We start from the raw sequence: 25,178 nt of genomic DNA on the forward strand, positions 1-25,178 counted from the left end.
CGGGTTTCGGGCGGCATGGCGTCACCACCCGAAACCGACCGATTAAGCAGGACGTCGCATCTTCCGATGGGCGCGCGCCTGTGCCATTGGGAGGCACCATATTTGGGCGTGCAACAGAGTAAGAGACAGGTTCGATGACCGAAGTGATCAAAATCAGCCTTCCCGACGGGTCGGAACGCGAAATGCCGGAAGGCTCCTGCCCGGCGGATGTCGCCGCATCGATCGGGCCGGGTCTTGCCAAGGCTGCGCTGGCCGCGCGGGTTGACGGGGAAGTGCGCGATCTTACCCGTCCGTTCGAAGGTGATGCCGAACTGGCGCTGATTACCGCCAAAGATGAAGCGGACGCGCTGGAACTCGTTCGCCACGATTATGCCCATGTGCTGGCCGAAGCGGTGCAGGCGCTCTGGCCTGACACGCAAATCACTTTCGGTCCGGCGACAGATGATGGTTTCTATTACGATTTCGCTCCCGGCAAGCGCGGCCCGTTCACCGAGGACGACCTCCCCGTCATCGAGGAAAAGATGCGGGAGATCATCAAGGCGGATAAACCGCTGCGCCGCGAGGAATGGACGCGTGACCGGCTGATTGCATGGTTCAGGGATCATGGTGAAAGCTTCAAGGCCGAATGGGCAGCGGAATTGCCCGAGGGCGAATCGCTGACCGTCTATCATTCGGGTGAGGACTGGCTCGATCTGTGCCGCGGTCCGCATCTTTCCTCCACCGGTAAGCTCGATCCCAAAGCGTTCAGGCTAACCCGCGTATCGGGTGCCTATTGGCGTGGCGATCAGAGCAATGCGATGCTGAGCCGGATCTATGGCACGGGCTGGCTCAATAAGAAGCAGCTCAATGAATATCTGGTGCGGCTGGAAGAAGCTGCCAAGCGGGATCACCGCAAGCTGGGCGCCGAAATGGATCTGTTCCATCTCCAGCAGGAAGCCCATGGTTCGGTTTTCTGGCACCCCAAGGGGTACATTGTGTGGCGCGAACTGGAAGCCTATATGCGCCGTGCGATCGATGCGGCCAGCTATCGCGAAGTGAAAACGCCACAGGTGATGGATGCCCGTCAGTGGGAACAGTCCGGCCATTGGGGCAAATATCGCGAAAACATGTTCGTAATTCCCGATGAAGTGCCCAACACTGAAGATGACGGCCCTATTGTTTCGGACGATGCCGACTGGATGGCGCTGAAGCCGATGAATTGCCCGGCGCATGTTCTGATTTTTAAGCAAGGCATCAAATCCTACCGCGATCTGCCCTTGCGCCTGTATGAGAATGGCTGCTGTCATCGCAACGAACCGCATGGGGCGTTGCACGGCCTGATGCGTGTGCGTCAGTTCACGCAGGACGATGCGCATATCTTCTGCCGTGAGGACCAGATTGTTGATGAAGTCAGCAAGTTCTGCGCTCTGGCAGACCGGATCTACAAGGATCTTGGCTTCGGCAATTATTCGATCAAACTGGCGCTGCGTCCGGAAAAGCGTTTCGGCAGCGATGAAATGTGGGATCAGGCCGAGGAAGAATTGCGCAATGCCGTGAAATCAGCAGGCCTCGCGACCGAAGCATATGGCTGGGAAGAATTGCCCGGTGAAGGTGCTTTCTATGCACCCAAGCTCGAATGGCATCTGACCGATGCGATTGGCCGGACCTGGCAGGTCGGTACGATCCAGTCCGACCGTGTTTTACCCGAAAGACTTGATGCCAGCTATATCGGTGAAGATGGTGAGCGCCATCGCCCCGTCATGTTGCACCGCGCGATCTTCGGATCCTATGAGCGCTTTATCGGCATGCTGATCGAACATTTTGCCGGGAAACTGCCGCTCTGGCTTGCCCCGGTTCAGGCGGTGGTGGCGACCATCGTGTCCGATGCAGACGATTATGCGAAAGAAGCGGCGGAAAAGCTCAAGGCAGCGGGGATTCGCGTGGAAACCGATCTGCGCAACGAGAAGATCAATTATAAGGTGCGGGATAATTCGCTGAAAAAAGTCCCTCACCTGCTGGTCGTCGGCAAGCGTGAGGCGGAGGAAGGTACTGTCGCCATGCGGACTCTGGGCGAAAAGGAACAGAAATTCCTCTCACTCGACGATGCCATCGCTTTCCTGAAAGATGGCGCGACTGCGCCCGATCTTAAATAAGCGGAATGATGAGGAAGGGTGTGCCCTCGCGGGCTGCCCTTTCCAGCGCCTGTTTTAATCAGAACGGTAGTGCTGCGTCAGCGCAGATCAGAGTAAGCGCGCTGCCTGATACCAGAATGAAGCGCAGGTGATCGACGAGCATGTCGGATAGAGATTGAAAGGTTGCGACCATGTTCCGATCATGGCTGGGTCGCCCTTAAAAAAGCGTTACTGTGGCCGGCTGGGCATTTGTTGGCTGGAACAGTGAAAGCTCCCGCCGCCCGCCACCACCGCATCGGCCATCACGCCCACCACGGCCCGATCCGGAAACAGACTGGCAATCGCTGCAACTCCGTCCTTGTCATGTACCGTGCCATAAAGAGGTACGACGACGAGCGAAGAGGTGATGACAAAATTCATATAGCTCGCCGGTTCGATATGATTGCCTGAATCGACAAGGCCGGGAGAAGGGACGGTGCGGACGGTCAGGCCGAAAGCTTCGGCGCGGGCCTTTGCATCTTCATACACCGCTTTATTAGGATCGTCCGGCCCGGTCGCATGGGGCAGGGCCAGCACGCCTGGCGCCACGAAGCGGGCGAGATTATCGACATGGCCATCCGTGTGATCGTTGAGCAGCCCGTTGCCCAGCCACAAGACCCGATCAAATCCGAGATCGCTGGCCAGACGGGCTTCTATATCGTTGCGGGACAGATGCGGATTGCGGTTGGCGTTGAGCAGCACCTGTTCTGTCGTCACCACTAGCCCGGTGCCGTCGCAATCCAGCGCTCCGCCTTCAAGCACCCAGTCCGCTTGGCGACAGGGCAGACCGGCTTCGGCGGCCAGATCGTCACCGATGGTCTGATCGCCCGCCATCAGATATTTGCCGCCCCAGCCATTGAAGGCAAAGCGCTGGGCTATGCGTTCGCCATGATCGCCGATCAGGATTAACGGCCCCGTATCACGTAACCAGATATCACCATATTCGTGACGAACCAGTTTGACTGCACCGCTGGTCAGCGATCGTGCACGCATTTCATTGGCGCCATCGCGCACCACCAGCCGAACTTCCTGTCCGCTTTCCGCAACGACATTGGCGAATTCAGCAATCTGTTCCTGCGCCCGGGCGAGCAAGCCGGGCCATTCGGCTTCATCATGCGGGAAACCGATCCAGAGCCAGTCTTGCTTGTACCATTCGGGCGGCATGGTGGCAGGCATCGGTTTAATACTCCCTCAAAGGCAATCCGGGGCGAGCCATTACCCGCCCCGGATACCGCTTTAAAGGGAAATCAGCACCCGGAATCGGAAGCAGAGCAGCTTTTATCGCGGGCCGCGCGGAATTCGTCGCCTTCCTTCCAGTTCGGCCAGCTATCGCTGTCGGCCAGCATACGGCCGATACGGTAGAAAAGCTGCAAATCCTTCAGCGTACCCGACCAGTCCCAATTGGGGTCATATTCGTCATCGGGCCCGTGATAACGGTTTTCCGTATAGTCTGCGGCCATGGCGGCGCCGGCTTCCCGGCCGCCATCGACCAGATCCTGTCCGCCATCGATATAGAGCATCGGTACGCCGCGTTTGGCGAAACCAAAATGGTCGGAACGGTAGTAATAGCCATTCTGCGGTTCAGGATCGGGTGTCGCGACGCGTCCTTCTTCTTCCAGAGCCTTGTCGAGGAAAGCATCGAGATTGCTCTTGCCGCCACCGATAACGGTAACGTCCTTGGCCGGGCCACCGCCAACGAGGAGGGCATCCATATTGACACCGCCTACGGTTTTATTGAGCGGGAAGACCGGATTATCGGCATAATATTCCGAACCGAGCAGCCCCGATTCCTCGGCTGTTACCGCCAGGAAGACCATGCTGCGTTTGGCTGGGCCTGCCTTCTTCTGGGCTTCGGCAAGGGCAACAAGCGCGGCGCTGCCGGTCGCATTGTCGATTGCGCCGTTGCAAATATCGTCGCCTTCGGCATTGGCTTTGCAATGGCCGAGGTGATCCCAGTGAGCGGTATAGAGCACATATTCATCGGGTTTTTCGCTACCCGGCAGAATGCCTACGACATTCTTCGATTTGAATGTGCGAATGTCATTGTCGAAGCTGGTGGAAACTTTGGCGCCAAGATCGACAGGTGTGAAACCCGGTTTCTTGGCATCGTCCATCAGCTTGGCAAAATCATGCCCGGTGGCTGAGAAAATTTCCTTGGCCACATTCTTCTGCACCCAGCCGTTCACCAGTGTCTGGTCAGCGCCGCCGTCCTTGCGCTGGGCATAAGCCTGCGGGCCGGACCAGGAACTTTCGACCACATTCCAGCCATAGGCCGCCGGATAGGTGTCATGAATGATGATCGCCCCGGCCGCGCCCTGTCTTGCGGCTTCTTCATATTTGTAGGTCCAGCGGCCGTAATAGGTCATCGCCTTGCCGTTGAATGTGCCTTCCTGATCCTCTTTTTCCCAGTCGGGATCGTTGACGAGGATGACCGCAGTCTTTCCTTTCATGTCGATCCCGGCATAGTCGTTCCAGTTCTTTTCAGGTGCATTGATACCATAACCGACAAAGACCAGCTCACTGTCTTTCAGGCTGGTGGTCTTGTCTTCGCGGTAGGTGGTGCCCACCCAGTCATCGCCGAAATCATAGGACAGCGTCTTGTCGCCCGCGGTCACGGTCATCGGCTTGAAGTCTTTCGACGTGATTTCAACTAGCGGTACGTCCTGAAACCAGCTGCCATCATTGCCCGGTTCAAGGCCGACGCGTTTGAACTGTTCGACCAGATAGGACAGTGTCTTTTTCTCTCCTTCCGTGCCGGGCGCGCGTCCTTCGAACTCATCGGAAGACAGCGTTTTGGTAACTTCTTTCATCGTGTCGATGGAAAGATCGCCGGGAGCAACTTCGGGAATATTCAGTTCAGCGGCTGAATCCGGGGCGGAATCGGAAGAAGAATTGCAGGCTGCCAGCGCCAGAGATGCGGCAGCCACGCAGGTAAATCGAAACATGGATAGTCCCCTCATGGGTCTCGTGATGACGGTCTTGTGGCAAAGCTTGCCAATAGTCTCAAGAGTGGCTTGCTCTTCTTTCCTTGCCCATGCACTCACGCATAATGTCTTATGATTTTACTTCGGCCGTGCAGCGTGCCCGCGAATTTTCGCCGTTTCTGTCGCTCGGTCTGGATCGGCAGCCCGAGCTTGCGGACCTGCTTGAAAAGGGCAGGGGGGAGGACGCTCTGCAATGGGCGCACAGGGCGGGTGACGGTATAACCGACACCAGTGTCGCCTTGCGCAAGGAACGGCTGGGCCTTGCCGTGGCGCTGGCGATAGGCGATCTCGCAGGGCTATTCCCGCTCGAACGGGTGATGCGCGAATTATCCGATTTCGCCGATCGGGCGCTGGATCGGGCGATAAGCGATGCCATCAGGCGCCGCGTGCCCGACGCCGAACCCAGGGGCTTCATCGCCCTCGCTCTCGGGAAACATGGGGCGCAGGAGCTGAATTACAGCTCCGATATCGATCCGATTCTGTTGTTCGACCCCGAAACACTGCCACGCCGCGAGCGTGACGAGCCGGGAGAAGCAGCCCAGCGTGTTGCCCGGACATTGATGGAGACGATGACCCGCCAGACCGGTGATGGCTATGTTTTTCGGGTCGATCTGCGTTTGCGGCCCGCATCCGAAGTGAGCCCGCTTGCTGTCTCGCTTCCGGCTGCGCTTAGCCATTATGAAAGCTCGGCGCTTGCCTGGGAACGAGCGGCTTTTATCCGTGCACGGGCTTCGGCTGGCGATATGGCGGCGGGGCAGGGTTTTCTCGATGATATCCGGCCCTTCATCTGGCGGCGCAGTCTCGATTTTACGGCACTGGAGGAAATCCGGCGACTGACAAGCCGGATTCGCGATCATCACAGCGGCCCGCGTGAGCCGGGACCCGGCTTCAATGTGAAGCAAGGGCGCGGCGGGATACGCGAAGTTGAATTCTTCGCGCAAACCTATCAGCTTATTCACGGCGGTCGCCGTCCTGCCTTGCGGCAGCGCGGAACGCGCGCCACGCTTGATGCTCTGGCACAGGAAGAGCTTATCAGCGCAGACGATGCGATGATGCTGGGGAGCAGTTATGACCGTTTGCGCGAGATCGAGCATAGGCTGCAAATGGTTTATGACCGGCAGACGCATTCGCTGCCCGATAATGAAGAGGCACTGGATGGTGTCGCTCGTCTCGACGGTCTCGACGATGGGCGTGCGCTGATCGAGGAGTTGAGCGCTATTACCGAAAAGGTGGCGGCACGGTACGATCGGTTGCTGGACCGGCCGGGTGAGGAAAAGTCGTCTCTGGCGGTGTCTGTCGGGGAAGAGGGGCTGGGCGAGCGTGTCAGGCAACTCGGTTTTGCCGATCCTGAAACCCTGACTGCCCGGATCGAGAACTGGCCTGAAACCATTCGCAGCCTCCGCAGCACCGAGGCGCGACAGGCGTTCGATTCGATTTTGCCGGCTCTTCTCGATGCTTTCGCCAAGGCGCCGGACCCTGCGCATGCGCTGTCACGCTGGGAAACGCTGCTGGCAAGGTTGCCGAGTGCCATCAACCTCTTTCGTCTGTTCGAAGCAAGGCCCGGCCTGCTCGATCAGGTACTGCGTCTGCTGACGCTGGCTCCGCCTCTGGCCGACGAATTGTCCCGCCGTCCCGAATTGCTCGATGCGCTGATCGATGCCACAGCGCTGGACCTGCCCGGATCGGTCGAGAATCTGCGCAGGCGGATGACACGCGGCGAGCGTGGTGACGATTATGAAAGGCGGCTCGATCGTATCCGGCAAGTCGTCGGGGAGGAGCGGTTTGCACTCGGCACCCAACTGGTCGAGGCACGGCATGATCCACTGGATATTGCCGCCGGTCTTTCCCGTGTCGCGGAAGCGGCTCTGCAAGCCGGCGCCGAAGCGGCTGCCGAAGAATTCGCTCAGGCTCATGGCCGCGTGGCGGGGGCCGATCTGGTGATACTCGGTCTGGGGCGTTTGGGCGGCGGCGCGCTGACCCACGCATCCGATCTCGATATCGTCTATCTGTTCAGTGGTGGCATAGGTGTGGAATCGGATGGCCGCCGCCCGCTCACAGCCTCGCTCTATTTCAACCGTCTGGCCCAGCGCGTGACAGCGGCTTTGAGTGTGCCAACGGCTCAGGGGGCGCTCTATGAGGTGGATACGCGGCTTCGTCCGCAAGGTGCGCAGGGGCCGCTTTCCGTGAGCCTCGACAGTTTCGAACGCTATCAGCGAGAAGATGCCTGGACCTGGGAGCATATGGCACTAACACGGGCGCGCCCTCTTTTCGGCCCGGAAAAAGCGCAGCAGCGCCTACGTGAAATTGTCGAGAATGTCCTGACCGCGCCGCGTGACAGGGAGGTGTTGCGCGCCGATATTCTGCATATGCGCAACGAAATGGCCCGGCACAAACCGCCGCGCGGACCTCTCGATGCCAAATTGCAGCGCGGCGGGCTGATCGATTGCGAATTCGCGATTCACTATCTTCAGTTGCGCGATGGCGTGGCGCTGAAGCCGGATCTCGGCGAGGCGATTCTTGAACTGGTGCAAGGCAATCTGCTGCCTGCTGATTTCCGATCCTGGTATGACAGTCTTACCCGTTTGCTGGTCGCTGCGCGCTTGTTTGCGCCTGACGGTCATGTGCCGGGTGAGGTCGGGCAGCAGGCGATGGCACGGATTTGCGGCCACGCGTCTTTCGACACGCTCTTGAAAGACCTGACCAAAGCACGGCATGGGGTGGCACAGGTCTGGGCCGATCTGTTCGGCGAACAACTGGAGATAGCACGATGAGCGAACGCCCTGATATTGGCGATACGATGCCCGATATTGCCCTCGAAACACCCGATGGCGGACAGGTAAAACCATCCGATTTCGCCGGGCAGAAGCTGGTGATGTTTTTCTATCCCAAGGATGCAACGCCGGGCTGTACAACAGAAAACAAGGACTTCTCCGCTCTGAAACAGCAGTTCGATGCAGCAGGGGTAGCCCTGCTCGGCATCAGCAAGGACCCGCCTGCCAAACATTTGAAATTCATCGAAAAGCAGGAGCTGACCGCACCGCTTGCTTCCGATACGCCCGCCGATGGCCCGGATGGAATAGCCGAAGCACTCGGCATCTGGGTTGAGAAAAACATGTATGGCAAGAAATATATGGGGATGGAGCGCTCTACCTTTCTCGTCGGACCGGATGGCACAATCGCCCGGGTCTGGCGCAAGGTTAAGGTGAAAGGTCATGCCGAGGAAGTGCTTGAAGCAGCCAGGGCACTATAGAGCTTGCTCATGAAAACTCTGGGGAATGCCATCCGGAAGGCTCTGCTGACCGGCGATCCGTATGCCAAAGTGATGGCAACGCGCAAACTGGTGCGAGACTGGCGGCAGGGGCGACTGGAAACAGCCTTTCCGGCCGCCATGCCCGAACGCCCTGTATGGCCTGACAGCCTGACATTGCTGCCCCCCAGTCAGATGCCAAAGCGGGGTAAAGGCGGTTCGGAAAAGAACCGCATCGCTCTGTGGCATTCACTCGCGCATATCGAGTTTGTTGCGATCGCTCTCGCGCTGGACATGGTCGGGAGATTCGGCGGACAGATGAATCTGGAATTTGTCAGCGATTTTTTGTCGGTCGCTGCCGATGAAGCCATGCATTTCGCACTGATAGAGCGCAAACTGCAACGGCTGGGCAGCCATTATACTGCCCTTCCCGCGCATGATGGCTTATGGGAAGCCGCGCAGGAAACGGCTCATGATGTCGCGGCGCGGCTGGCTATCGTTCCAATGGTTCTCGAAGCGCGCGGGCTCGATGTTACGCCTGCCACACTCAATCGTGTGCAGGGCCAGGGCGATCACAAGGGCGCGAAAATTCTCCAGCGCATTCTAGATGACGAGATTCGCCATGTCCGGTACGGGACCAAACATTTCACCGCATGGTGTAATTTGTATGAGAAAATACCGCAGAATCACTGGAAAACTTTGGTCGAACAGCATTTTCGCGGGGCTCTTAAGCCCCCATTCAACGACTCAGCGCGCAGTGCAGCCGGTCTGTCGCGCGACTTCTATGATGCGGTTGCTTAAAAAGCTTTTTCCCGCATAGTCAGTAACAAGACGGAGGGCGGGAAGTTCCCGCAAACAGAAAAAAGCGAGTTCGGCCCTTTGCTTTGCGGGTCGACCTCACCGGGGGAAGCCGACGGATGTCGTTGAGGCATCCACGACTATGGACGGGAATAAAGAGGTCGCATGCTGTTCAATCATTCTATCCGAGCCATTTCTACTGCCGCATCTGCACTGATCATTATGGCTGCCAGCCCGGCTTACGCAGGCAGCAACGCCACCACCACCCAGATCACCAGCGCTGTAAAATCCGATAAGGATGCCGGTATCGGTAACGGCGAACGTGAATTTCAGCAGCTTTTTGCCAGCTGGCGCGATCTCGATTCAGAAAATGAACTCGCTGCCGCTCAGCCCAAAGTTTTTGTGCCGGCCGGTATGCCGGTTGAAGGTGTGACCCTCACCAGCAGCTACGGAATGCGCAACCATCCGATCCTGCGCAAGCGTGCTGCTCATAAAGGTGTCGATCTGGCCGGGCCGCGCGGCACGCCGGTTTATGCCACGGCCGACGGCACGATCGGCAAGGCGCAATATTTCGGTTCTTATGGCAATTATGTCCAGATCGAACATGGTGGCGATCTGGAAACACGCTACGCTCATCTTTCCAGCTACACGGTGCATGCCGGTGAGCATGTGAAGAAAGGTGAACTGATCGGTTATATCGGTACGACCGGGCGTTCGACGGGGCCGCATCTGCACTATGAAGTGCGGGTTGACGGGCAGGCGGTCGACCCTCGCCCTTATATGGTGACAACTGACACACAACTCGCATTGAATGAAAAAGCGGGCGGTCAGGGCGGTCCTGAATAAGCGTATAGTTTTAGAGTTGGAGAGAGGGAAAAGGCGGCAGTTTCTGCCGCCTTTTCTGTGCTATATGCGCTGCTTTCGAAACACAGATCATAAAAAAGGGGACCGGGAATTTGTTTCCGGCCCCCCTTTTTTAGTTCCAATGCAGGATCAGTCGAGCAGTTGCTTCGCAATCTCGCGGACCTGCGGGCCGAGATCGTCCCGCTCCATTGCCAGAGCAAGTGTGGCTTCGACAAATCCGATTTTGCTGCCGCAATCATAGCGCTTGCCGTCGAATGTCACAGCGTGGAACGGCTGATTGCCGATCATCTTGGCCATTGCATCAGTCAGCTGGATTTCGCCGCCGGCGCCCTTTTCCTGTGTTTCCAGGGTACGCATCACATCGGGTTGAAGAATGTAGCGGCCCGAAACGATCTTGTTCGATGGCGCCTGATCGACCGGCGGTTTTTCTACCAGCCCGCGGACTTCTGTGAGCGCGCCATGGCTTTCGCCCGGATCGATCACGCCATAGCTGGATACGTTTTCATGCGGTACTTCCAGCACCGAGATAAGGTTGCCGCCAACCTCATTATAAGCGTCGACCATTTGCTTCATGCAGCCGGTCTCACCAACCATCAATTCGTCGGGCAGCAGAATGGCGAAAGGTTCGTCTCCGACAATGGCACGGGCACACCAGATGGCATGGCCGAGGCCAAGCGGCACCTGCTGGCGTACTGTGATGAGATCGCCCGGTGTGAAGCGGGTCGGTTCGAGCACGCTGAGATCTTTGCCCCGCTCTTTCATTGTCTGTTCGAGCTCGAAAGCGATGTCGAAATTTTCGACCAGAGCGGTTTTACCCCGCCCGGTTACGAAAATCATCTGCTCGATTCCAGCTTCGCGCGCTTCATCGATCGCATACTGGATCAATGGCCGGTCGACCACGGGCAGCAATTCCTTTGGGATTGCCTTGGTGGCAGGAAGGAAGCGCGTGCCGAGCCCGGCGACCGGGAAAACGGCTTTCTTGATGGGTTTATGTGTGCTCATTGCACTGCACAATATAGGTGAAATCACCGGGGTCAACAGTCTGATTTGCTGCTATCTCTTGTTCGATTTGCTGATCGCGCTAAACGCTGAATATGGACAAGATTATTATACGTGGCGGTAATCGCCTTTCCGGTACGATTCCGATTTCCGGCGCCAAGAATGCGGCCCTGACATTGCTGCCTTGCGCTTTGCTGACAGAAGAACCGTTGACGTTGCGTAACCTGCCTCGACTGGCCGATATTGACGGTTTTCAGCACCTCATGACCCAGTTTGGCGTTTCGGTTGCGATTGCAGGCAGTCGGCCGGATGATTTCGGGCGTGTGATTACCCTGCAAGCAACCAGACTGACCGGTACAACTGCACCTTACGATCTGGTGCGCAAGATGCGTGCGTCGATTCTCGTGCTTGGCCCGCTGCTGGCACGGGCGGGCGAAGCGACTGTGTCACTTCCCGGAGGATGCGCCATCGGTAACCGGCCGATCGATCTGCATCTCAAGGCACTTGAAGCACTGGGTGCGCAAATTGAGCTGGCACAGGGCTATGTCCGTGCCACAGCCCCCGATGGTGGGCTACCCGGCGGGGATTTCGATTTTCCGATCGTGTCGGTTGGGGCGACCGAAAACGCTGTGATGGCGGCGGTTCTGGCCAATGGCATCAGCCATCTGAACAATGCGGCGCGTGAGCCCGAAATTGTTGATTTGTGCAATCTCCTTGTTGCCATGGGAGCGGAAATCGAAGGCATCGGGACAGCTGAACTGACGATTCATGGTGTCAGCCGTCTCAATGGTGCAACCTATAAGGTCATGGCAGACCGTATCGAGGCGGGGTCCTATGCCTGTGCCGCGGCAATTACCGGTGGCGCGGTGCGTCTCGACGGAGCGAAGGCGGAGGATATGTCTGCCACGATTCATGCCTTGCGCAATGCCGGGGTGCATGTCGAAACGGATAAACACGGCATAGCGGTGGATGCACATGAAACGCTGCGTCCGGTAACCTTATCGACTGCTCCCTATCCCGGTTTTGCCACGGATATGCAGGCGCAGCTCATGGCGTTAATGTGTCGGGCAGACGGGACAAGCGTGCTGACCGAAACCATTTTTGAAAACCGTTATATGCATGTGCCTGAACTCAATCGCATGGGAGCCAATATCGAAACCTCGGGGCGGACGGCGATTGTTCACGGTGTCCCCAAACTGATGGGTGCTGAAGTCATGGCCACCGATCTGCGCGCTTCGATGAGTCTGGTTATTGCCGGGCTTGCTGCAGAGGGCGAAACGGTGGTGCATCGGCTCTATCACCTCGACCGCGGTTACGCGCGGCTTGAAGAAAAGTTGGCGCTGGTGGGCGCGGATATCGAACGGGTCGGCGAATAAGCAGGCGGGCAGGTTGCCTCGGACGATACGCCGGAGCGAGGCAATTCGGCCACTATTATGAAAAGTAAAGCGCGGCAGGGCAATCGCTCTGCTGTGCTTTGTTTTGGACCTTTCCGATCATGCGGGCGTTGGGCCTATGTAACGGAAAGGAGTGCAATTATGCTTCTTAAGCTCGCAGTTCTCGGTGGCCTCGGTTATGCAGGCTACAAATATTATGAAAAAAACCGGCGCGACCATGCCGCTGCCTATGCTGGCGGACAGAAATCGGGTTCGGTGCGCGATGCCGGCCCGGAGGCCATGGCGGATAAGCCCAGACGGCACTGGAACGATGTAGATCAGGCCAGCGACGAGAGTTTTCCGGCCAGTGATCCGCCTGCAAAATATTGAGAAAAGCAATTCGGCATGATGGCAGGAGCATGTCCTTCCATCATGCCCCTTGCGAATGTTTGCTCGTTTCCCGGCTGAGATAAAGCGTCAGCCAGATGCGTATAGCGCTTGCAAGTCCGGGAGGATTATCCGCACGAATACGCTGCGCGTCTATTTCCGCAATCAGAGCGTTGAGCGGAAGGGCGCGACTGGCAGCAGCCTGGCGCAGCAATTCCCAGAAAACCGGCTCAAGACTGATCGAGGTCTTGTGCCCCGCAATTTCGACCGAATGTTTGACCGGTGGATGATACGGACTGTCCGTCAAGGATAATGCTCCTGGAAACGGTGTGCCCCGGGTTATTTTCCCGGAGCACATTGCCATCAATACATGTGCTGGCCGCCATTGATGGAAAGTGTGGAACCGGTAACGAAAGCACCGTCTTCCGCGCAAAGAAATGCCACGCCACGGGCGATTTCATGCGCATGGCCCAAGCGCCCGATCGGGATGCGGGACACAATCTTCTGAAGCACATTTTCGGGAACGGCTGCAACCATATCGGTGTCTATATAACCCGGCGCAATCGCGTTCACGGTCACACCGTATTTTGCACCTTCCTGGGCTAGCGCCTTGGTGAAACCATGAATGCCGCTTTTGGCTGCGGCATAATTCACCTGACCATATTGTCCGGCCTGCCCGTTGATCGACCCGATATTGACGATGCGGCCCCATTTGCGTTCACGCATGGCCGGAAAGCAGGCTTTGGCCATATTAAAGCAGCCGCCCAGATTGATGCGGATAACTTCGTCCCAATCCTCGAAAGACATTCTCTGCAGCGTACCGTCGCGCGTGATGCCGGCATTATTGACTACGATATCGATGGGGCCGACTTCCTGTTCGACTCTTTCACAGCCAGCCAGCGTCGCCTGATGATCGCCAACATCCCATTTATAGGCCGGAATACCGGTTTCCTCAGTAAAGGCCTTGGCCTTTTCTTCATTGCCGCCATAATTGGCGACAACAGTGACGCCGTCTTCCTGAAGTGCAAGGCAGATAGCCTTGCCGATGCCTCTTGTTCCGCCGGTAACGATTGCCACACGTGCCATAATTGCCAGTTACTCCTCTCTCGTCATGGTAACCAGAGGGCAGCGTAGGCAGCAAAAATCACGTAATCAAAGGAAAATCAGGCCCGAGACAATATAGCCTCTGAAACGGGTTGAGCCGCATTATTCATACGATGAATTGCTGATTTAACCGAGACTTGTAAGTTTGATGGAATCAGAAGCGGAACTGGGTTCCGACATAAACAGCCTGACTGTCTTTTTCATCACTGTCGGTCAGCGGTGCGAGGCGATCGCGTTCCTGCGAATAGCGCACACCGGCTGTAACATTGAGGTTGCGTGTCAGGCTGTAGCTGCCAGCGACATCAAGCGTCTGATTGCTGACCGAATCGACCGTGTTGGGCGCGCGACCATGCTTGCTTTCTTCCTGCAGCGAGATACGGGCGCCGAAACGACTCTGTTTGGACGCTGTGCTTTCCTTGTCTTTCTCGGGCACGAACTTGAATTCGGCCAGATCGGGCATGGCTGCTTCGCTTAATGCTTTATTGAGCGAGGAAGGTGCCTGAGATGCTTGCGCGAAACTCTGATAACCGCGGGAAATGCCGAGATTGTAGCGTGTCGGAGTGATACCGAGATTGCGCTCCAGGCCAACCTTATCCTTGGTTTTAGCCAGAGCCGAGCGCACCGAAATAGCACGGGCGGTTTCTTCATCGACGCGAACGGCCACAGTGACTGCCCGGTTGGGCCGTTCATCCATACCCGCAGGCGTAAAGCGCATCAGACGGCCTTTGCCATTGCCATAATCGGCAATCAGTCTGGCCATTTTGGGGTCGACAGAAGCAGGGGTGAAGGAAGCGAAACTACCGCGTGCCGCGAGACTTACCGGCTCATTGCTATCCCGGACGAGAGATCCAACGGCCATGCCCGCTGTCGGTAAAGCAGCAATGCCGAGGGCCGCCGTACCAAGCAGGCAAACGGCCTTGCCGCTGCTCCAACGCCTGATCCGCTTAAACCCCATCTTACCAACTAGCCCCTAAATTTCAGACCTGCACTATGCTCAATCATAATTCCGCTGAACACAGGATGACTTGCGCCATCGCCAGGCAGGCTTCTCCAATTACCACAACATATGCTCTTATTTTGAATGCGTGTTACGCTTCTAGTCTAGGGATGACCAGTTCTTTTGCCTTTTGCAACTCCGGGTTTTGTCTGAGTGTTGCACAGAGTACACATAAATCTCAGTGTTAAGCGCCTATTCACCGCGTTTCCCGCCAATGTCCTGCCAAAACGCGGCCTTGTCGCAGGCTGTGTGCAAGGTATAGAGACCCAAGAGAAAACAGCACTGAATTTGCCCTGGAGGTCGCCCGCTTCATTCTGCACAGGTGGCCTTCATTCTGAACAGGACCAAGCATGGTAATTTCGAATATCCGCAAGACTGGAACCGGCATGTCCCCGCGCCTGACAAAAGGCAGACTGGCTTTGCGGGCTGCAATGGCCGGTGGCGTTGCTCTGGGTCTGGCGGCCTGTGGCGGCGGGAATGACCGTCCCAAGGCGGATGTGGCGGCAGCCAAGATCACGACAATCGGCGTGAATTCCTATCTCTGGCGCGCTTCGCTCGAAACTCTGTCTTTCATGCCGCTGGCACAGGCCGACAGTTCCGGCGGTGTGATCGTGACCGACTGGTATTCCAAGCCCGATTCTCCCGGCGAGCGGATGAAGGTTTCGGTATCGATTCTCGATCAGGACCTGCGTGCCGATGCCCTGCGGGTAGCAGCGAGCCGTCAAGTTTATCAGAACGGTGTCTGGGTCGACGCGCCGGTACAGGCTGCGACCGTGCAGAAGCTTGAAGAAATTATCCTCACCAAGGCCCGCGACATTCGTCGCTCCGCAATCGGTTGATCGCGGCAGGGGGCACGGCAAATGAGCGAGACACGTTTCGATCCGTCACAGGCTGACGGGCGCTGGCAGCGCGCATGGGACGAAAAAGACTGCTTCAGGGCTGACAGCGCGAGCGACAAGCCGAAGAGCTATGTACTGGAGATGTTCCCCTATCCTTCGGGGCGCATTCATATCGGCCATGTCCGCAATTATACGATGGGCGATGTACTGGCGCGTTATAAACGGATGCGCGGCCATGAAGTGCTGCATCCGATGGGCTGGGATGCTTTCGGCATGCCGGCGGAAAATGCTGCGATGGAAAAGAAAGTCCATCCGGGCGAATGGACCTATCAGAATATCGACAATATGAAGGCGCAGCTGAAGCGCCTCGGTTTCGCGCTCGACTGGAGCCGCGAAGTCGCTACCTGCGATCCCGCTTATTACGGGCATGAACAGGCACTATTTATCGATTTCTACGAATCAGGCCTCGTTTACCGCAAGGAAAGCGCGGTCAACTGGGATCCGGTAGACCAGACCGTGCTGGCCAACGAGCAGGTGATCGACGGGCGGGGCTGGCGTTCGGGCGCTCTGGTCGAGAAGCGTAAGCTCAGCCAGTGGTTTCTCAAGATCACACATTTCGCGCAGGATCTGCTGGACGGGCTGGAAGGTCTCGAAAACTGGCCCGAAAAGGTCCGGCTGATGCAGGAAAACTGGATCGGCAAGAGCAGTGGCCTGCAGTTCCGCTTCGCCCTGTCCGATGGCGATTCGGTGGAAGTCTATTCCACTCGGCCCGATACGATTTTCGGGGCGAGCTTCGTGGCTGTTGCAGCCGATCATCCGATCGCGCAGAAAGTGGCCGAAGGTAATGCCGGGGCGCAGGCCTTTATTGAGCAATGTCGTGCAGGCGGGACCACGGCTGAAGAGCTGGAAACGGCGGAAAAGCTCGGTTTCGATACCGGGCTGACCGCGCAGCATCCGCTCGAACCCGCGCGGCAACTGCCCGTCTATATCGCAAATTTCGTATTGATGGATTATGGTACGGGTGCGGTTATGGCCGTACCGGGGCATGACCAGCGCGATTTCGAATTCGCGACCAAATATGGTCTGCCGATCCCGCGCGTTGTGGCGCCGACGGTGGAAGAAGCCGACAAGCCGTTCGAAGGCGAAGCAGAATCCGGTGACGGTGTACTGGTCAATTCAGGGCCGCTCGATGGAATGAGTGTGGCTGAAGCTAAGGCTCTGGTGATTGCACGTGCCGAAAGCGAAGGCTGGGGCGAAGGCAAGACCGTCTGGCGTTTGCGCGACTGGGGTGTGTCGCGCCAGCGTTACTGGGGCACGCCGATTCCCTTTATCCATTGCGAAAGCTGTGGTGTGGTGCCGGTGCCCAAGGATCAGCTTCCGGTCACATTGCCCGAGGATGTCGATATCTCGACACCGGGCAATCCGCTGGAACGCCATCCGACCTGGAAGCATACGACATGCCCGCAATGCGGCGCGAAGGCGCTTCGTGAAACCGATACGCTCGATACATTCGCCGACAGTTCATGGTATTTTATCCGCTTTGCCAGCCAGCCGGCGGACAAGCCGTTCGATCCGGCGGAAGCGGCAGCCTGGTTGCCGGTGGACCAGTATATTGGTGGCATCGAACATGCCATTTTGCATCTGCTCTATGCCCGTTTCTGGACCCGGGCACTGAAATATATCGGCCAGCTCGATGTAGCGGAACCTTTCGCCCAGCTTTTTACGCAGGGTATGGTTACGCATGAGACCTATTCGCGCAAGGAAGCGAAGAGCGGTCAGACTATCTATTATAATCCGGCGGAAGTGAATCGCACCGGCGAGGGGGCGGTTCTGAAAGTCGATGGCGATCCGGTCGATGTCGGGCGGGTCATCAAAATGTCCAAGTCGAAGAAAAATGTCGTCGACCCGGATGAAATTATCGATTCCTACGGGGCCGATGCGGTGCGCTGGTTCATGCTGTCCGACAGCCCGCCCGAGCGCGATCTTCCCTGGTCCGAAGCAGGCATTGAGGGCTGTGCGCGTTTTGTGCAGCGCCTGTGGCGTTTGTTCGGGCAATATGACCCTGCTGCAGAAGGTGATGACAAGGTTCTGGCGCGAAAAACGCATCAGACCATTGCCGCTGTGGCCGAGGATATAGAAGCGCTTTCTTTCAACAAGGCAGTGGCACGGATTTACGAACTGGCCGGGGCAGTCGAAAAGGCCAGCCCCTCAGCCAGTCGCAGCGAGGCGATCCGCGCGATATTGTTGCTGATTGCCCCGATGATGCCGCATCTGGCCGAAGAAGGCTGGGTGTCCATGCAGGAAAGCGGTCTCGTGGCCGAGACGGCATGGCCGGCGGTCGATGAGAATCTGCTGGTGGATGACGAAGTCACCATCGCCGTTCAGGTGAAGGGCAAATTGCGCGATACGCTGACTGTGGCCAAGGGCTTGCCCAAGGATGAGCTGGAAGCGCTTGCGCTTGAAAGCGAGAAGGTGCAGCGTTTCCTCGATGGTGCCGATATCCGCAAGGTGATCGTGGTGCCTGACCGTCTGGTGAATATCGTTATATGATCCGTTTTGCGCTTCTTCTGCTTCTGGCCACCGCTCTTTCGGGCTGTGGATTGCAGCCCATGTATGCGGGTGGCAGCAATGGTGCCGTGGCGCGTGGGCTGGCAGCGGTGGAAGTGGCTCCGATCAAGGGCAGGGCCGGCTGGCTGATGCGCAACGAATTGCGCGACCGGCTCGGCCAGTCCGGCGCGGATGTCAGCCCGCGTTACCGGCTCGATGTCGTGCTGGACGACAAGCTCGAAGGGCTGGGGCTGCTGACGGACGATACGATCGGGCGGGAAAGGCGCACTTTGCGGGCGCGTTATCAGCTTGTCGATACGGCCAGCGATGAAGTGCTGCTCGATGCCACTGCCGGTTCGGATGCCGGTATCGATGTGGTCTCCTCGGAATATGCCACGATTGCGGCGGAACAGACAGCGCTGGAAAATCTCGCCAGGGAAGTGGCCGACCGGATTGTGACCCGGCTGTCGCTGACGTTGCGCAAGCAGGATTCGTGAAAGCCACTCAACGCGACTTCAACGCAACGGCCGTGAAAGCGGCCCGGCAATGCCGAATCTTTTTCTTTTGCGGCCCGGATGAGGCAGGCGCTTCGGCGGCAGCAGCCAAGATTACCGCGGCACTCAACACTCCCGGGGAGCGGATCGAGATGGGCGGATCGGATCTGCGACGCGATCCGGTGCGACTGAGCGACGAAGCCCGCTCGACCTCCTTATTCGGCGATGCACGGCATCTTTTTGTGCGCGCTTCGGGCGATGAAACGCATGATGCACTGAAAATTCTCACCGAAGCAATCGATTCGGGAGAAGCGAAAGACGCCTGGCCGGTGCTGATCGTCGCGACATCGGCGACCGATAAGTCTCGCAGTGCCAAACTGCTTGCCGGTCGGGACGATGCGCTGGTGGCGATGTTCTATCCGCCCGATCTGCGCAGCGTGACGGCCGATGTGCGCAGTATGGCCGACGCGGCTGGCCTGCGCCTCAATGGTGATCTGGCGGAACGGATCGCCCGCAGTGCCGGGCTCGATGTGCGGCTGGCGCAATCGGAAGTGAACAAGCTTGCTTTGTATCTCGATGCTTCGCCGCAGGCACCGCGGCTCGCCGATGCCGAAGCGCTCGATGCGGTCGGTGCGAGTACGGAAGAAGAAGGCTTCATGCCGCTGGTCAATGCCGCGCTCGCAGGGGACGGAGCGAAGCTGCCTGGCGAGCTGAAACGTATGCGCGAACTGGGATTGAATCCGGTCGGTCTGTTGCTGGCGTTAGAACGGCGAGCCGCGCAACTTGCTGCGCTGGCTGCCAAGCTCGGCCATAGCAGCGATGTGAACGGATTGCTCGAAGCAGAGCAAAAGGCGCGGCGGATTTTCTGGAAAGACCGCGCCGATCTCGCCGTGCAATTGCGCAACTGGCGGGGGCGCAAGCTGGACCGGCTGGTGGCGCGGCTGGTGGAAACGCATCGCGCTTTGCTGGCCGATAATCGTTCGGCCGAATTACTGCTGGCGCAGGCGCTGGCGGAAATCACCCGCGCTGCTGCGCCGCGCCGGTGAACGGGCCTTCTGCGGACTGTTCTGCCTGTCAGTTCTGGTCGGGAACCGAGAAGGTGCCTGTCACACGGCCATTGTTTGTGCTGGTGTTCCCTGGCCCGCTGCTGCTGCCCGATGAACGGCCATCGACGCTGGACAGCCCGGTATTGAGATCGATCACCAGCCGTCCGCCGTTCAACGTATCGCCTCCGCGCCGCAGGGCCACATTGCCCGTCAGCGTGATGATCCGTTTATTGAAATCGTAGACTCCGGCAGAGCCACGCGCTGATTCGTTGCCGCGCGTGACATTCACACCGCCGGTCGCATCGATCCGCTGAATGCGCAGCTTGTCGCCATTCTGATAGGCGACGGTGGTGCGCGCAGCGGTTAGCCGCAAATCACCCTGATCGATGATGACATTACCGGAAAGCACAACCCGTTCCTGCCGGTCCTGCAATTCGATCCGGTCAGCAGCGAAATCCACCGGCGCGTTGGAATTGAAACCGGCAATATCCTGTGCGCCAGCCAGCGTGTTGAAACCGATCGTGGCGATGCCGCCAGCCAGCAGGCCACCGAACAGGCTGCGCAAGGCAAGGTGTTTGAGCGAAAGACGGGTCATGAAACGCTGATAGAACCTTCCTGCTTTTTCGCCAACTGAATAGGGCGATAGATCATGGCGTTTGCACTTTGTTGGGAATCATGCGCAGGCCCGCATTGCCCTCCAGAGAAAGGGTGCGGTCGGCGAGATTGCCGCGAATCGCATCCCCATGGAATGTTCCGGCCGGGCCGGAGCCTTCCACCCTGCCATCGCCATATAACGTCTTGTCGGCCAGATTGACCGTCACATTGCTGGCGGACATGCGATAACCGTCTGCGGCTGTGAAACGAACCATGCCATCGATGAACATTTTGTCTTCACCGAAATTATAGCGCCCCTTTCCGGCCTGCAACATAGCGGGGCCATCGGGCAGCAGAATGCGGGCGATCAGGTCGTTCATTTCCACCACCGGAGTGGCGGCGCTTTCCTGCACTGCTTCTCCGGCGCGCAGTGAAAAAGGCCGTCCGCGATTATCCTGTCCGCGATACATGGCATTGTCGACCCGCAGGCGATCCTGCGCCACATTCACTTCATTACGATCGAGCAGAAAACTGACTTCGCCGCGCGGGCTGAGCGGTGTGAGGAGCATCAATGCGGCGACCACCCCGACCAGCCCCGGCAGAACGATGGCCAGCCAGCGCACCATTCGGTCATGCGCACCACCGGGAGCCGCGACGTGGCGGCGCCTGTTGCGCATCTGATCAGCCTGAATGGTCATCGGGGTATGTCGCGGTTTCGGGGCCTATTCGTGGCTAAAAATATCCTTGTCTTCCCAGCCGGCTATGTCGAGCCGGGCACGGGTCGGCAGGAAGTCGAAACAGGCCTGGGCAAGCTCCAGCCGATGCTCACGCCGGAGCCGTTCGATTAGAATTTCGCGCAGGCGATGGAGAAAACGCACATCGGATGCGGCATAATCGCGCTGCGCATCGCTCAGGACCGCGCCACCCCAGTCGCTCGATTGCTGCTGCTTGGAGATTTCCGCACCGAGCAGCTCGTTGACCAGATTTTTGAGTCCGTGGCGATCCGTATAGGTTCGCGTCATCTTGCTGGCGATTTTGGTGCAGAAGATCGGAGCAGCCATCACGCCGAGATAATATTCGAGTGCAGCAATATCGAAGCGGGCGAAATGGTAGATCTTGATCCGTTCGGGATCGGCCAGCACCTGTTTCAGATTGGGCGCATCATATGCACTGTCAGGACCGAAGCGCACCAGATGTTCATCGCCTTTACCATCGCTGATCTGCACCACACACAGGCGGTCGCGCCGGGTGACGAGCCCCATGGTTTCGGTATCGACGGCAACAGGCCCGGGCGCAAGCACGCCTTCGGGCAAATCTTCTTCGTGGAAATATACAGCCATGTCTGAGGCCTTAGGCGCATTGCGGAAAGAGGGAAAGTGGCGCTTTTGCAACTCTGATTAACGCGCTAGATGGGGATCATGGCCAAAGAGGCAATCCCCCCTAGCTGGGCTCCCGTGCTGGAGCCTGTTCTTTCGACACCCGAAAGCCGTCGTCTGGGCGGCTGGCTGCAAGCTGAAGAAGCGGCGGGCAAGACCGTTTATCCTCCGCGCGGCCAGCGTTTGCGCGCATTGGAGCTGACACCGCTCGACAAGGTGAAGGTCGTGATCCTGGGGCAGGACCCTTATCACGGACCCGGGCAGGCGCACGGCCTGTCTTTTTCGGTGCCACCGGGCGTGAAAATCCCGCCCTCACTGGTCAATATATACAAGGAATTGCGCGAGGATTGCGGTGTGCCGATTCCCGACCATGGCAATCTGGAACACTGGGCACAGCAGGGCGTGCTGTTGCTCAACAATTCGCTGACCGTGGAAGCGGGGCGCGCCGGATCGCATCAGAGGCGTGGCTGGGACGCAATCACCGACGCTGCGGTGGCGGCCGTGGCCGCGCGTGAAGAACCCAGCGTGTTCATTCTATGGGGCAGCCACGCGCAGAAAAAGGCTCGCAATGTTCCCGAGCTGGGTGCGGACACGCGCCATCTCGTGATTGCATCCCCGCATCCCAGCCCGCTTTCCGCCCATCGCGGCTTTTTCGGTTCCAGACCGTTCAGCCGGGCAAATACGTTTCTCGAAGAACATGGCCGTGGTGCGATCGACTGGGCCGTTCCGCCAGTGAGCTGAGAGGGACAGACGGCATCCGCTCTATGTATTAGCAAAAGGGAGTGAAGACTATGCGGCTCGGGATCAGGCGATGCGTTCTGATTATGTGTGCGGCATTGTCACTGGGGGCGGCTGCGGAAGAGAACCGTTATGCCATCGCTGCCCGGGCGCTGGATGATACGATTCGCACCGAATATGCCTATCCCGACAAATTACCGGGTGGTGTTTTGCCGCAATCGCCTGAATTGAGCCGACAGCGCCTGGCGGTCCACGACCGGACTTCCCTGTTGCATTATGCGGAAAACAGAATGGCTTCTCTGGCGGATCACCATGCCATTACCGGAAGCTCCTTTGCCGATAGCTGGGCTATTATTCCGACCTATACGGACCTGTGGATCATACAGGCCGATGACGGTTTCCTTGTCGATGCGGTTCGCGAAAACAGCGTCGCGGCGAAAGCCGGGATCGAAAAAGGGCAGCGCCTTGTCGCGGTGAACGGTGTTCCGGCGGATCAGGCCGTCAAGGCATTCTGGGACGAACTCGGTCTCGAAGTCACACCCCGCCGGGCTGCCTATGCCGCGCGGGTTCTGGCAGCCGGGCGCCGGGATCGCGACCGGCATCTGACTATTGCCGATCGCGCCGGTACGTTGCGGCAAGTGGTGTTGCCCTCCTTATATGGCCAGCAGGTGTCGCAGGTGCCGCTCAGCGTCAGTTCGGACGGGTCGCATACGGTCATCCGGTTTAACAACAGTCTTGGCGATGAGCGGACGATCGCTGCTTTCGATGAGGCCATGCGCCGGGTTCCGTCTCAAAACGATCTGGTGCTCGATCTTCGCGACACACCGTCGGGCGGTAACACCACCATTGCCAGGGCGATCATGGGATGGTTCGTCAGCAAAGCGCAGAATTACCAGATTCATAATAGGCCTGCTGAAAAGCGTGAAACGGGTATTGCCCGGCAGTGGGTGGAACAGGTTCTACCCCGTGAGGGCAGGCATCGCGACAGGTTGCCGGTCATTCGTGTCGGGCGCTGGACAGGCAGCATGGGAGAGGGGCTGGCTGTCGGTTTCGCGGCAATGGGGGCTTCTGTGCAGGGGGCACCCATGGCAGGATTGAATGGCGCGGTGGAAGATCTGCCTGTCGGGGACACCGGGCTGACGGTCAAATTGCCGACAGAACGGCTCATGACGGTTTTCGGCCAGCCCCGGGAGGATTTCGTACCGGAGCCCTTATCCTGAGAGCGACGGTTTCAGAGCTTCAGCGTCAATTTCCCATCGCTCTGTTTCAGCCTTCGCGAGTTCCGAATAATGCACTGCCGACACGAATATGTGTGGCGCCCAGCATGATAGCGGTTTCGAAATCGCCGCTCATACCCATGCTGAGCCCGCCGCCTTCTGCTTCCGACAGGCCATTGTCGCGCGCCAGCTTGTCGAGAAGGGCGAAAAAGGGGGCCGGTTCGACGCCGAAAGGTGGCACACACATCAGCCCGGCAAGAGGAATATCGGCCTCGCGCGCCCGTTCCAGCAGATCGGGCAGATCGGTGATGGCGCAGCCGCCTTTCTGCTCCTCCTCGCCGATATTGACCTGCACGAAACAGGGCACACGCTTACCGGCTTTTCCCATGGCTTTGGCGAGGGCTTTGACCAGGCTTGGCCGATCGAGCGAGTGGATGCAGTCGAACAGCGCGACCGCTTCATCGGCCTTGTTGGATTGAAGCTGGCCGACCAGATGCAGTTCCGTATCGGGATAGCGTTCCAGCAATTGAGGCCATTTGCCTTCGGCTTCCTGCACGCGATTCTCGCCGAAAATACGCTGCCCCTCTTCCAGCAGAGGTGCGATTCGCTCCGCCGGATGCGTCTTGCTGATGGCTATCAGCGTGATATCTTCCGGCTGGCGTCCGGCGATCCGGGCGCTGCGGGCGATTTTCTCGTTAATCTGGCTGAGGGGTGTGACTGCGCTTTCCATAACATTGCGCTATACAAATCCCATGCCTGAGCGCCAGACCCAGAAATGTCCCGAATTGCCGGAAATATGGCTGATCTCCGATTCACGGAACGATGCAATGCTCGAACAGTCACTGGCAGCCCTGCCGCGCGGATCGGGTTTTATCTATCGTCATTATCACCTGTCTGCCGAGGCGCGTGAAGCGCGTTTCAAATCGCTGAAATCGGTGGCACGACGCTATGGGCATATCGTTATTCTGGCCGGACCGCCGCCAGTGGCGCGATGCTGGCGGGCCGATGGTGTCTATGGTGCAGCAGAGCAAATCCGCAAGGCGCCCGCCGGGCTGCTTCGGCTCGCCACAGCGCATTCGCTGCGCGAAGTGGGTGAGGCCGGTCGGATCGGAGCCGATGCGGTTCTGCTCTCCCCGGTTTTTTCGACCCGTTCGCATCCGGGGGGCAAGCTACTTGGTCCGCTGCGTTTTCGCCTGCTGGCGCAACGGGCTGCCATGCCGGTTATTGCGCTGGGCGGGATGACCCGGCACAAAGCGGCCATGCTTGCCAGAGGCGGCCCGCTGAATCGCGATCATGCGTTTCACTGGGCCGCCATTGACGGGCTGTCCCGCCGGAATCCGGTCCCTCGCGCCTCCGCGTAGAATCACGATTCTTGACGGCGAGTCCGCAGTGCGGGCATTATCCGGTTCTGCTTTGAAGGGGAT

Annotated in this window: 24 protein-coding genes; 14 read left to right on the top strand and 10 right to left on the bottom strand. The window is 58.3% G+C overall.

Features of this window, described 5'->3' with window-relative positions:
- Window positions 1–134: 134 nt before the first annotated feature.
- Window positions 135–2,132 (top strand): threonine--tRNA ligase, encoded by a 1,998-nt coding sequence (gene thrS / locus D6851_RS04525; RefSeq protein WP_120323691.1) that lies wholly within the window; start codon window positions 135–137, stop codon window positions 2,130–2,132.
- A 207-nt stretch (window positions 2,133–2,339) separates the two neighbouring features.
- Here thrS and D6851_RS04530 read toward each other — a convergent pair whose 3' ends face one another.
- Complete coding sequence (locus D6851_RS04530) at window positions 2,340–3,326, bottom strand: agmatine deiminase family protein (RefSeq protein ID WP_120323692.1); 987 nt, start codon at window positions 3,324–3,326, stop codon at window positions 2,340–2,342.
- 71 nt (window positions 3,327–3,397) lie between these two features.
- Window positions 3,398–5,095 (bottom strand): M28 family metallopeptidase, encoded by a 1,698-nt coding sequence (locus tag D6851_RS04535; protein WP_120323693.1) that lies wholly within the window; start codon window positions 5,093–5,095, stop codon window positions 3,398–3,400.
- Window positions 5,096–5,199: 104 nt separating this feature from the next.
- On the opposite strand from D6851_RS04535, the gene glnE reads away from it, so the two are divergent.
- The 4 genes from glnE to D6851_RS04555 all read left to right on the top strand — a co-directional run bounded on the left by glnE (window position 5,200) and on the right by D6851_RS04555 (window position 10,025).
- On the top strand, window positions 5,200–7,905 hold the full coding sequence (glnE, locus tag D6851_RS04540; RefSeq protein ID WP_120323694.1) for a bifunctional [glutamate--ammonia ligase]-adenylyl-L-tyrosine phosphorylase/[glutamate--ammonia-ligase] adenylyltransferase: 2,706 nt from the start codon (window positions 5,200–5,202) through the stop codon (window positions 7,903–7,905).
- Window positions 7,902–8,384, top strand: a complete 483-nt coding sequence (locus D6851_RS04545) for a peroxiredoxin (RefSeq protein ID WP_120323695.1) — start codon at window positions 7,902–7,904, stop codon at window positions 8,382–8,384. Before glnE ends, D6851_RS04545 begins: the two co-directional genes overlap by 4 nt.
- A 9-nt stretch (window positions 8,385–8,393) precedes the next feature.
- Window positions 8,394–9,182: a ferritin-like domain-containing protein gene (locus D6851_RS04550; RefSeq protein WP_120323696.1), complete on the top strand. Its 789-nt coding sequence runs from the start codon at window positions 8,394–8,396 to the stop codon at window positions 9,180–9,182.
- Window positions 9,183–9,344: 162 nt separating this feature from the next.
- Window positions 9,345–10,025, top strand: a complete 681-nt coding sequence (locus tag D6851_RS04555) for a M23 family metallopeptidase (RefSeq protein WP_120323697.1) — start codon at window positions 9,345–9,347, stop codon at window positions 10,023–10,025.
- A gap of 147 nt (window positions 10,026–10,172) precedes the next feature.
- Here the strand turns inward: D6851_RS04555 and galU are convergent, their stop codons facing one another.
- Complete coding sequence (gene galU / locus D6851_RS04560; protein ID WP_120323698.1) at window positions 10,173–11,045, bottom strand: UTP--glucose-1-phosphate uridylyltransferase GalU; 873 nt, start codon at window positions 11,043–11,045, stop codon at window positions 10,173–10,175.
- Between the two features lie 92 nt (window positions 11,046–11,137).
- Between galU and murA the strand changes: the two genes are divergently transcribed.
- On the top strand, window positions 11,138–12,418 hold the full coding sequence (murA, locus tag D6851_RS04565; RefSeq protein ID WP_120323699.1) for a UDP-N-acetylglucosamine 1-carboxyvinyltransferase: 1,281 nt from the start codon (window positions 11,138–11,140) through the stop codon (window positions 12,416–12,418).
- Window positions 12,419–12,577: 159 nt separating this feature from the next.
- Window positions 12,578–12,805, top strand: a complete 228-nt coding sequence (locus tag D6851_RS04570; RefSeq protein ID WP_338014730.1) for a hypothetical protein — start codon at window positions 12,578–12,580, stop codon at window positions 12,803–12,805.
- A gap of 40 nt (window positions 12,806–12,845) precedes the next feature.
- Here D6851_RS04570 and D6851_RS04575 read toward each other — a convergent pair whose 3' ends face one another.
- The 3 genes from D6851_RS04575 to D6851_RS04585 all read right to left on the bottom strand — a co-directional run bounded on the left by D6851_RS04575 (window position 12,846) and on the right by D6851_RS04585 (window position 14,765).
- Complete coding sequence (locus D6851_RS04575; RefSeq protein WP_120323700.1) at window positions 12,846–13,109, bottom strand: ribbon-helix-helix domain-containing protein; 264 nt, start codon at window positions 13,107–13,109, stop codon at window positions 12,846–12,848.
- Window positions 13,110–13,165: 56 nt separating this feature from the next.
- A complete protein-coding gene (phbB, locus tag D6851_RS04580; RefSeq protein WP_120323701.1) occupies window positions 13,166–13,888 on the bottom strand; it encodes an acetoacetyl-CoA reductase in 723 nt (240 codons plus the stop codon).
- Between the two features lie 172 nt (window positions 13,889–14,060).
- Window positions 14,061–14,765, bottom strand: a complete 705-nt coding sequence (locus D6851_RS04585; protein ID WP_238473939.1) for a hypothetical protein — start codon at window positions 14,763–14,765, stop codon at window positions 14,061–14,063.
- Between the two features lie 569 nt (window positions 14,766–15,334).
- On the opposite strand from D6851_RS04585, the gene D6851_RS04590 reads away from it, so the two are divergent.
- The 4 genes from D6851_RS04590 to holA are packed head-to-tail and all read left to right on the top strand — an operon-like array spanning window position 15,335 to window position 19,829.
- Window positions 15,335–15,742 carry a DUF3576 domain-containing protein gene (locus D6851_RS04590; protein ID WP_238473961.1) on the top strand — a complete coding sequence of 136 codons (408 nt, stop codon included), beginning with the start codon at window positions 15,335–15,337 and terminating at the stop codon, window positions 15,740–15,742.
- 21 nt (window positions 15,743–15,763) lie between these two features.
- Entirely contained in the window at window positions 15,764–18,292 is a 2,529-nt protein-coding gene (leuS, locus tag D6851_RS04595; RefSeq protein WP_120323703.1) for a leucine--tRNA ligase, read from the top strand.
- A complete protein-coding gene (gene lptE, locus D6851_RS04600; RefSeq protein WP_420797093.1) occupies window positions 18,292–18,786 on the top strand; it encodes an LPS assembly lipoprotein LptE in 495 nt (164 codons plus the stop codon). Before leuS ends, lptE begins: the two co-directional genes overlap by 1 nt.
- A complete protein-coding gene (gene holA, locus D6851_RS04605) occupies window positions 18,783–19,829 on the top strand; it encodes a DNA polymerase III subunit delta (RefSeq protein WP_120323705.1) in 1,047 nt (348 codons plus the stop codon). The genes lptE and holA overlap by 4 nt, the downstream gene beginning before the upstream one ends.
- 28 nt (window positions 19,830–19,857) lie before the next feature.
- Here the strand turns inward: holA and D6851_RS04610 are convergent, their stop codons facing one another.
- Genes D6851_RS04610 through D6851_RS04620 form a run of 3 tightly spaced genes read right to left on the bottom strand, consistent with a single transcriptional unit; the run spans window position 19,858 to window position 21,763 of the window.
- The gene (locus tag D6851_RS04610; protein ID WP_120323706.1) at window positions 19,858–20,424 is read right to left on the bottom strand and encodes an LptA/OstA family protein; all 567 of its coding nucleotides are present in this window, start codon (window positions 20,422–20,424) and stop codon (window positions 19,858–19,860) included.
- 52 nt (window positions 20,425–20,476) lie between these two features.
- Window positions 20,477–21,121 (bottom strand): LPS export ABC transporter periplasmic protein LptC, encoded by a 645-nt coding sequence (lptC, locus tag D6851_RS04615; RefSeq protein ID WP_120323707.1) that lies wholly within the window; start codon window positions 21,119–21,121, stop codon window positions 20,477–20,479.
- 24 nt (window positions 21,122–21,145) lie between these two features.
- Entirely contained in the window at window positions 21,146–21,763 is a 618-nt protein-coding gene (locus tag D6851_RS04620; RefSeq protein WP_120323708.1) for a ribonuclease D, read from the bottom strand.
- Window positions 21,764–21,841: 78 nt separating this feature from the next.
- Between D6851_RS04620 and ung the strand changes: the two genes are divergently transcribed.
- Complete coding sequence (gene ung, locus D6851_RS04625) at window positions 21,842–22,540, top strand: uracil-DNA glycosylase (protein ID WP_120323962.1); 699 nt, start codon at window positions 21,842–21,844, stop codon at window positions 22,538–22,540.
- Between the two features lie 50 nt (window positions 22,541–22,590).
- Complete coding sequence (locus tag D6851_RS04630; protein ID WP_120323709.1) at window positions 22,591–23,757, top strand: S41 family peptidase; 1,167 nt, start codon at window positions 22,591–22,593, stop codon at window positions 23,755–23,757.
- A gap of 46 nt (window positions 23,758–23,803) precedes the next feature.
- Here D6851_RS04630 and D6851_RS04635 read toward each other — a convergent pair whose 3' ends face one another.
- Entirely contained in the window at window positions 23,804–24,484 is a 681-nt protein-coding gene (locus tag D6851_RS04635) for a YggS family pyridoxal phosphate-dependent enzyme (RefSeq protein WP_120323710.1), read from the bottom strand.
- Here D6851_RS04635 and D6851_RS04640 point away from each other — a divergent pair.
- Window positions 24,468–25,115, top strand: a complete 648-nt coding sequence (locus D6851_RS04640; protein ID WP_338014731.1) for a thiamine phosphate synthase — start codon at window positions 24,468–24,470, stop codon at window positions 25,113–25,115. The two genes, D6851_RS04635 and D6851_RS04640, sit on opposite strands and share 17 nt — an antisense overlap.
- The last annotated feature ends 63 nt before the right edge of the window (window positions 25,116–25,178 follow it).

Source organism: Altericroceibacterium spongiae, assembly GCF_003610805.1.
Taxonomy (GTDB): Bacteria; Pseudomonadota; Alphaproteobacteria; order Sphingomonadales; family Sphingomonadaceae; genus Altericroceibacterium; species Altericroceibacterium spongiae.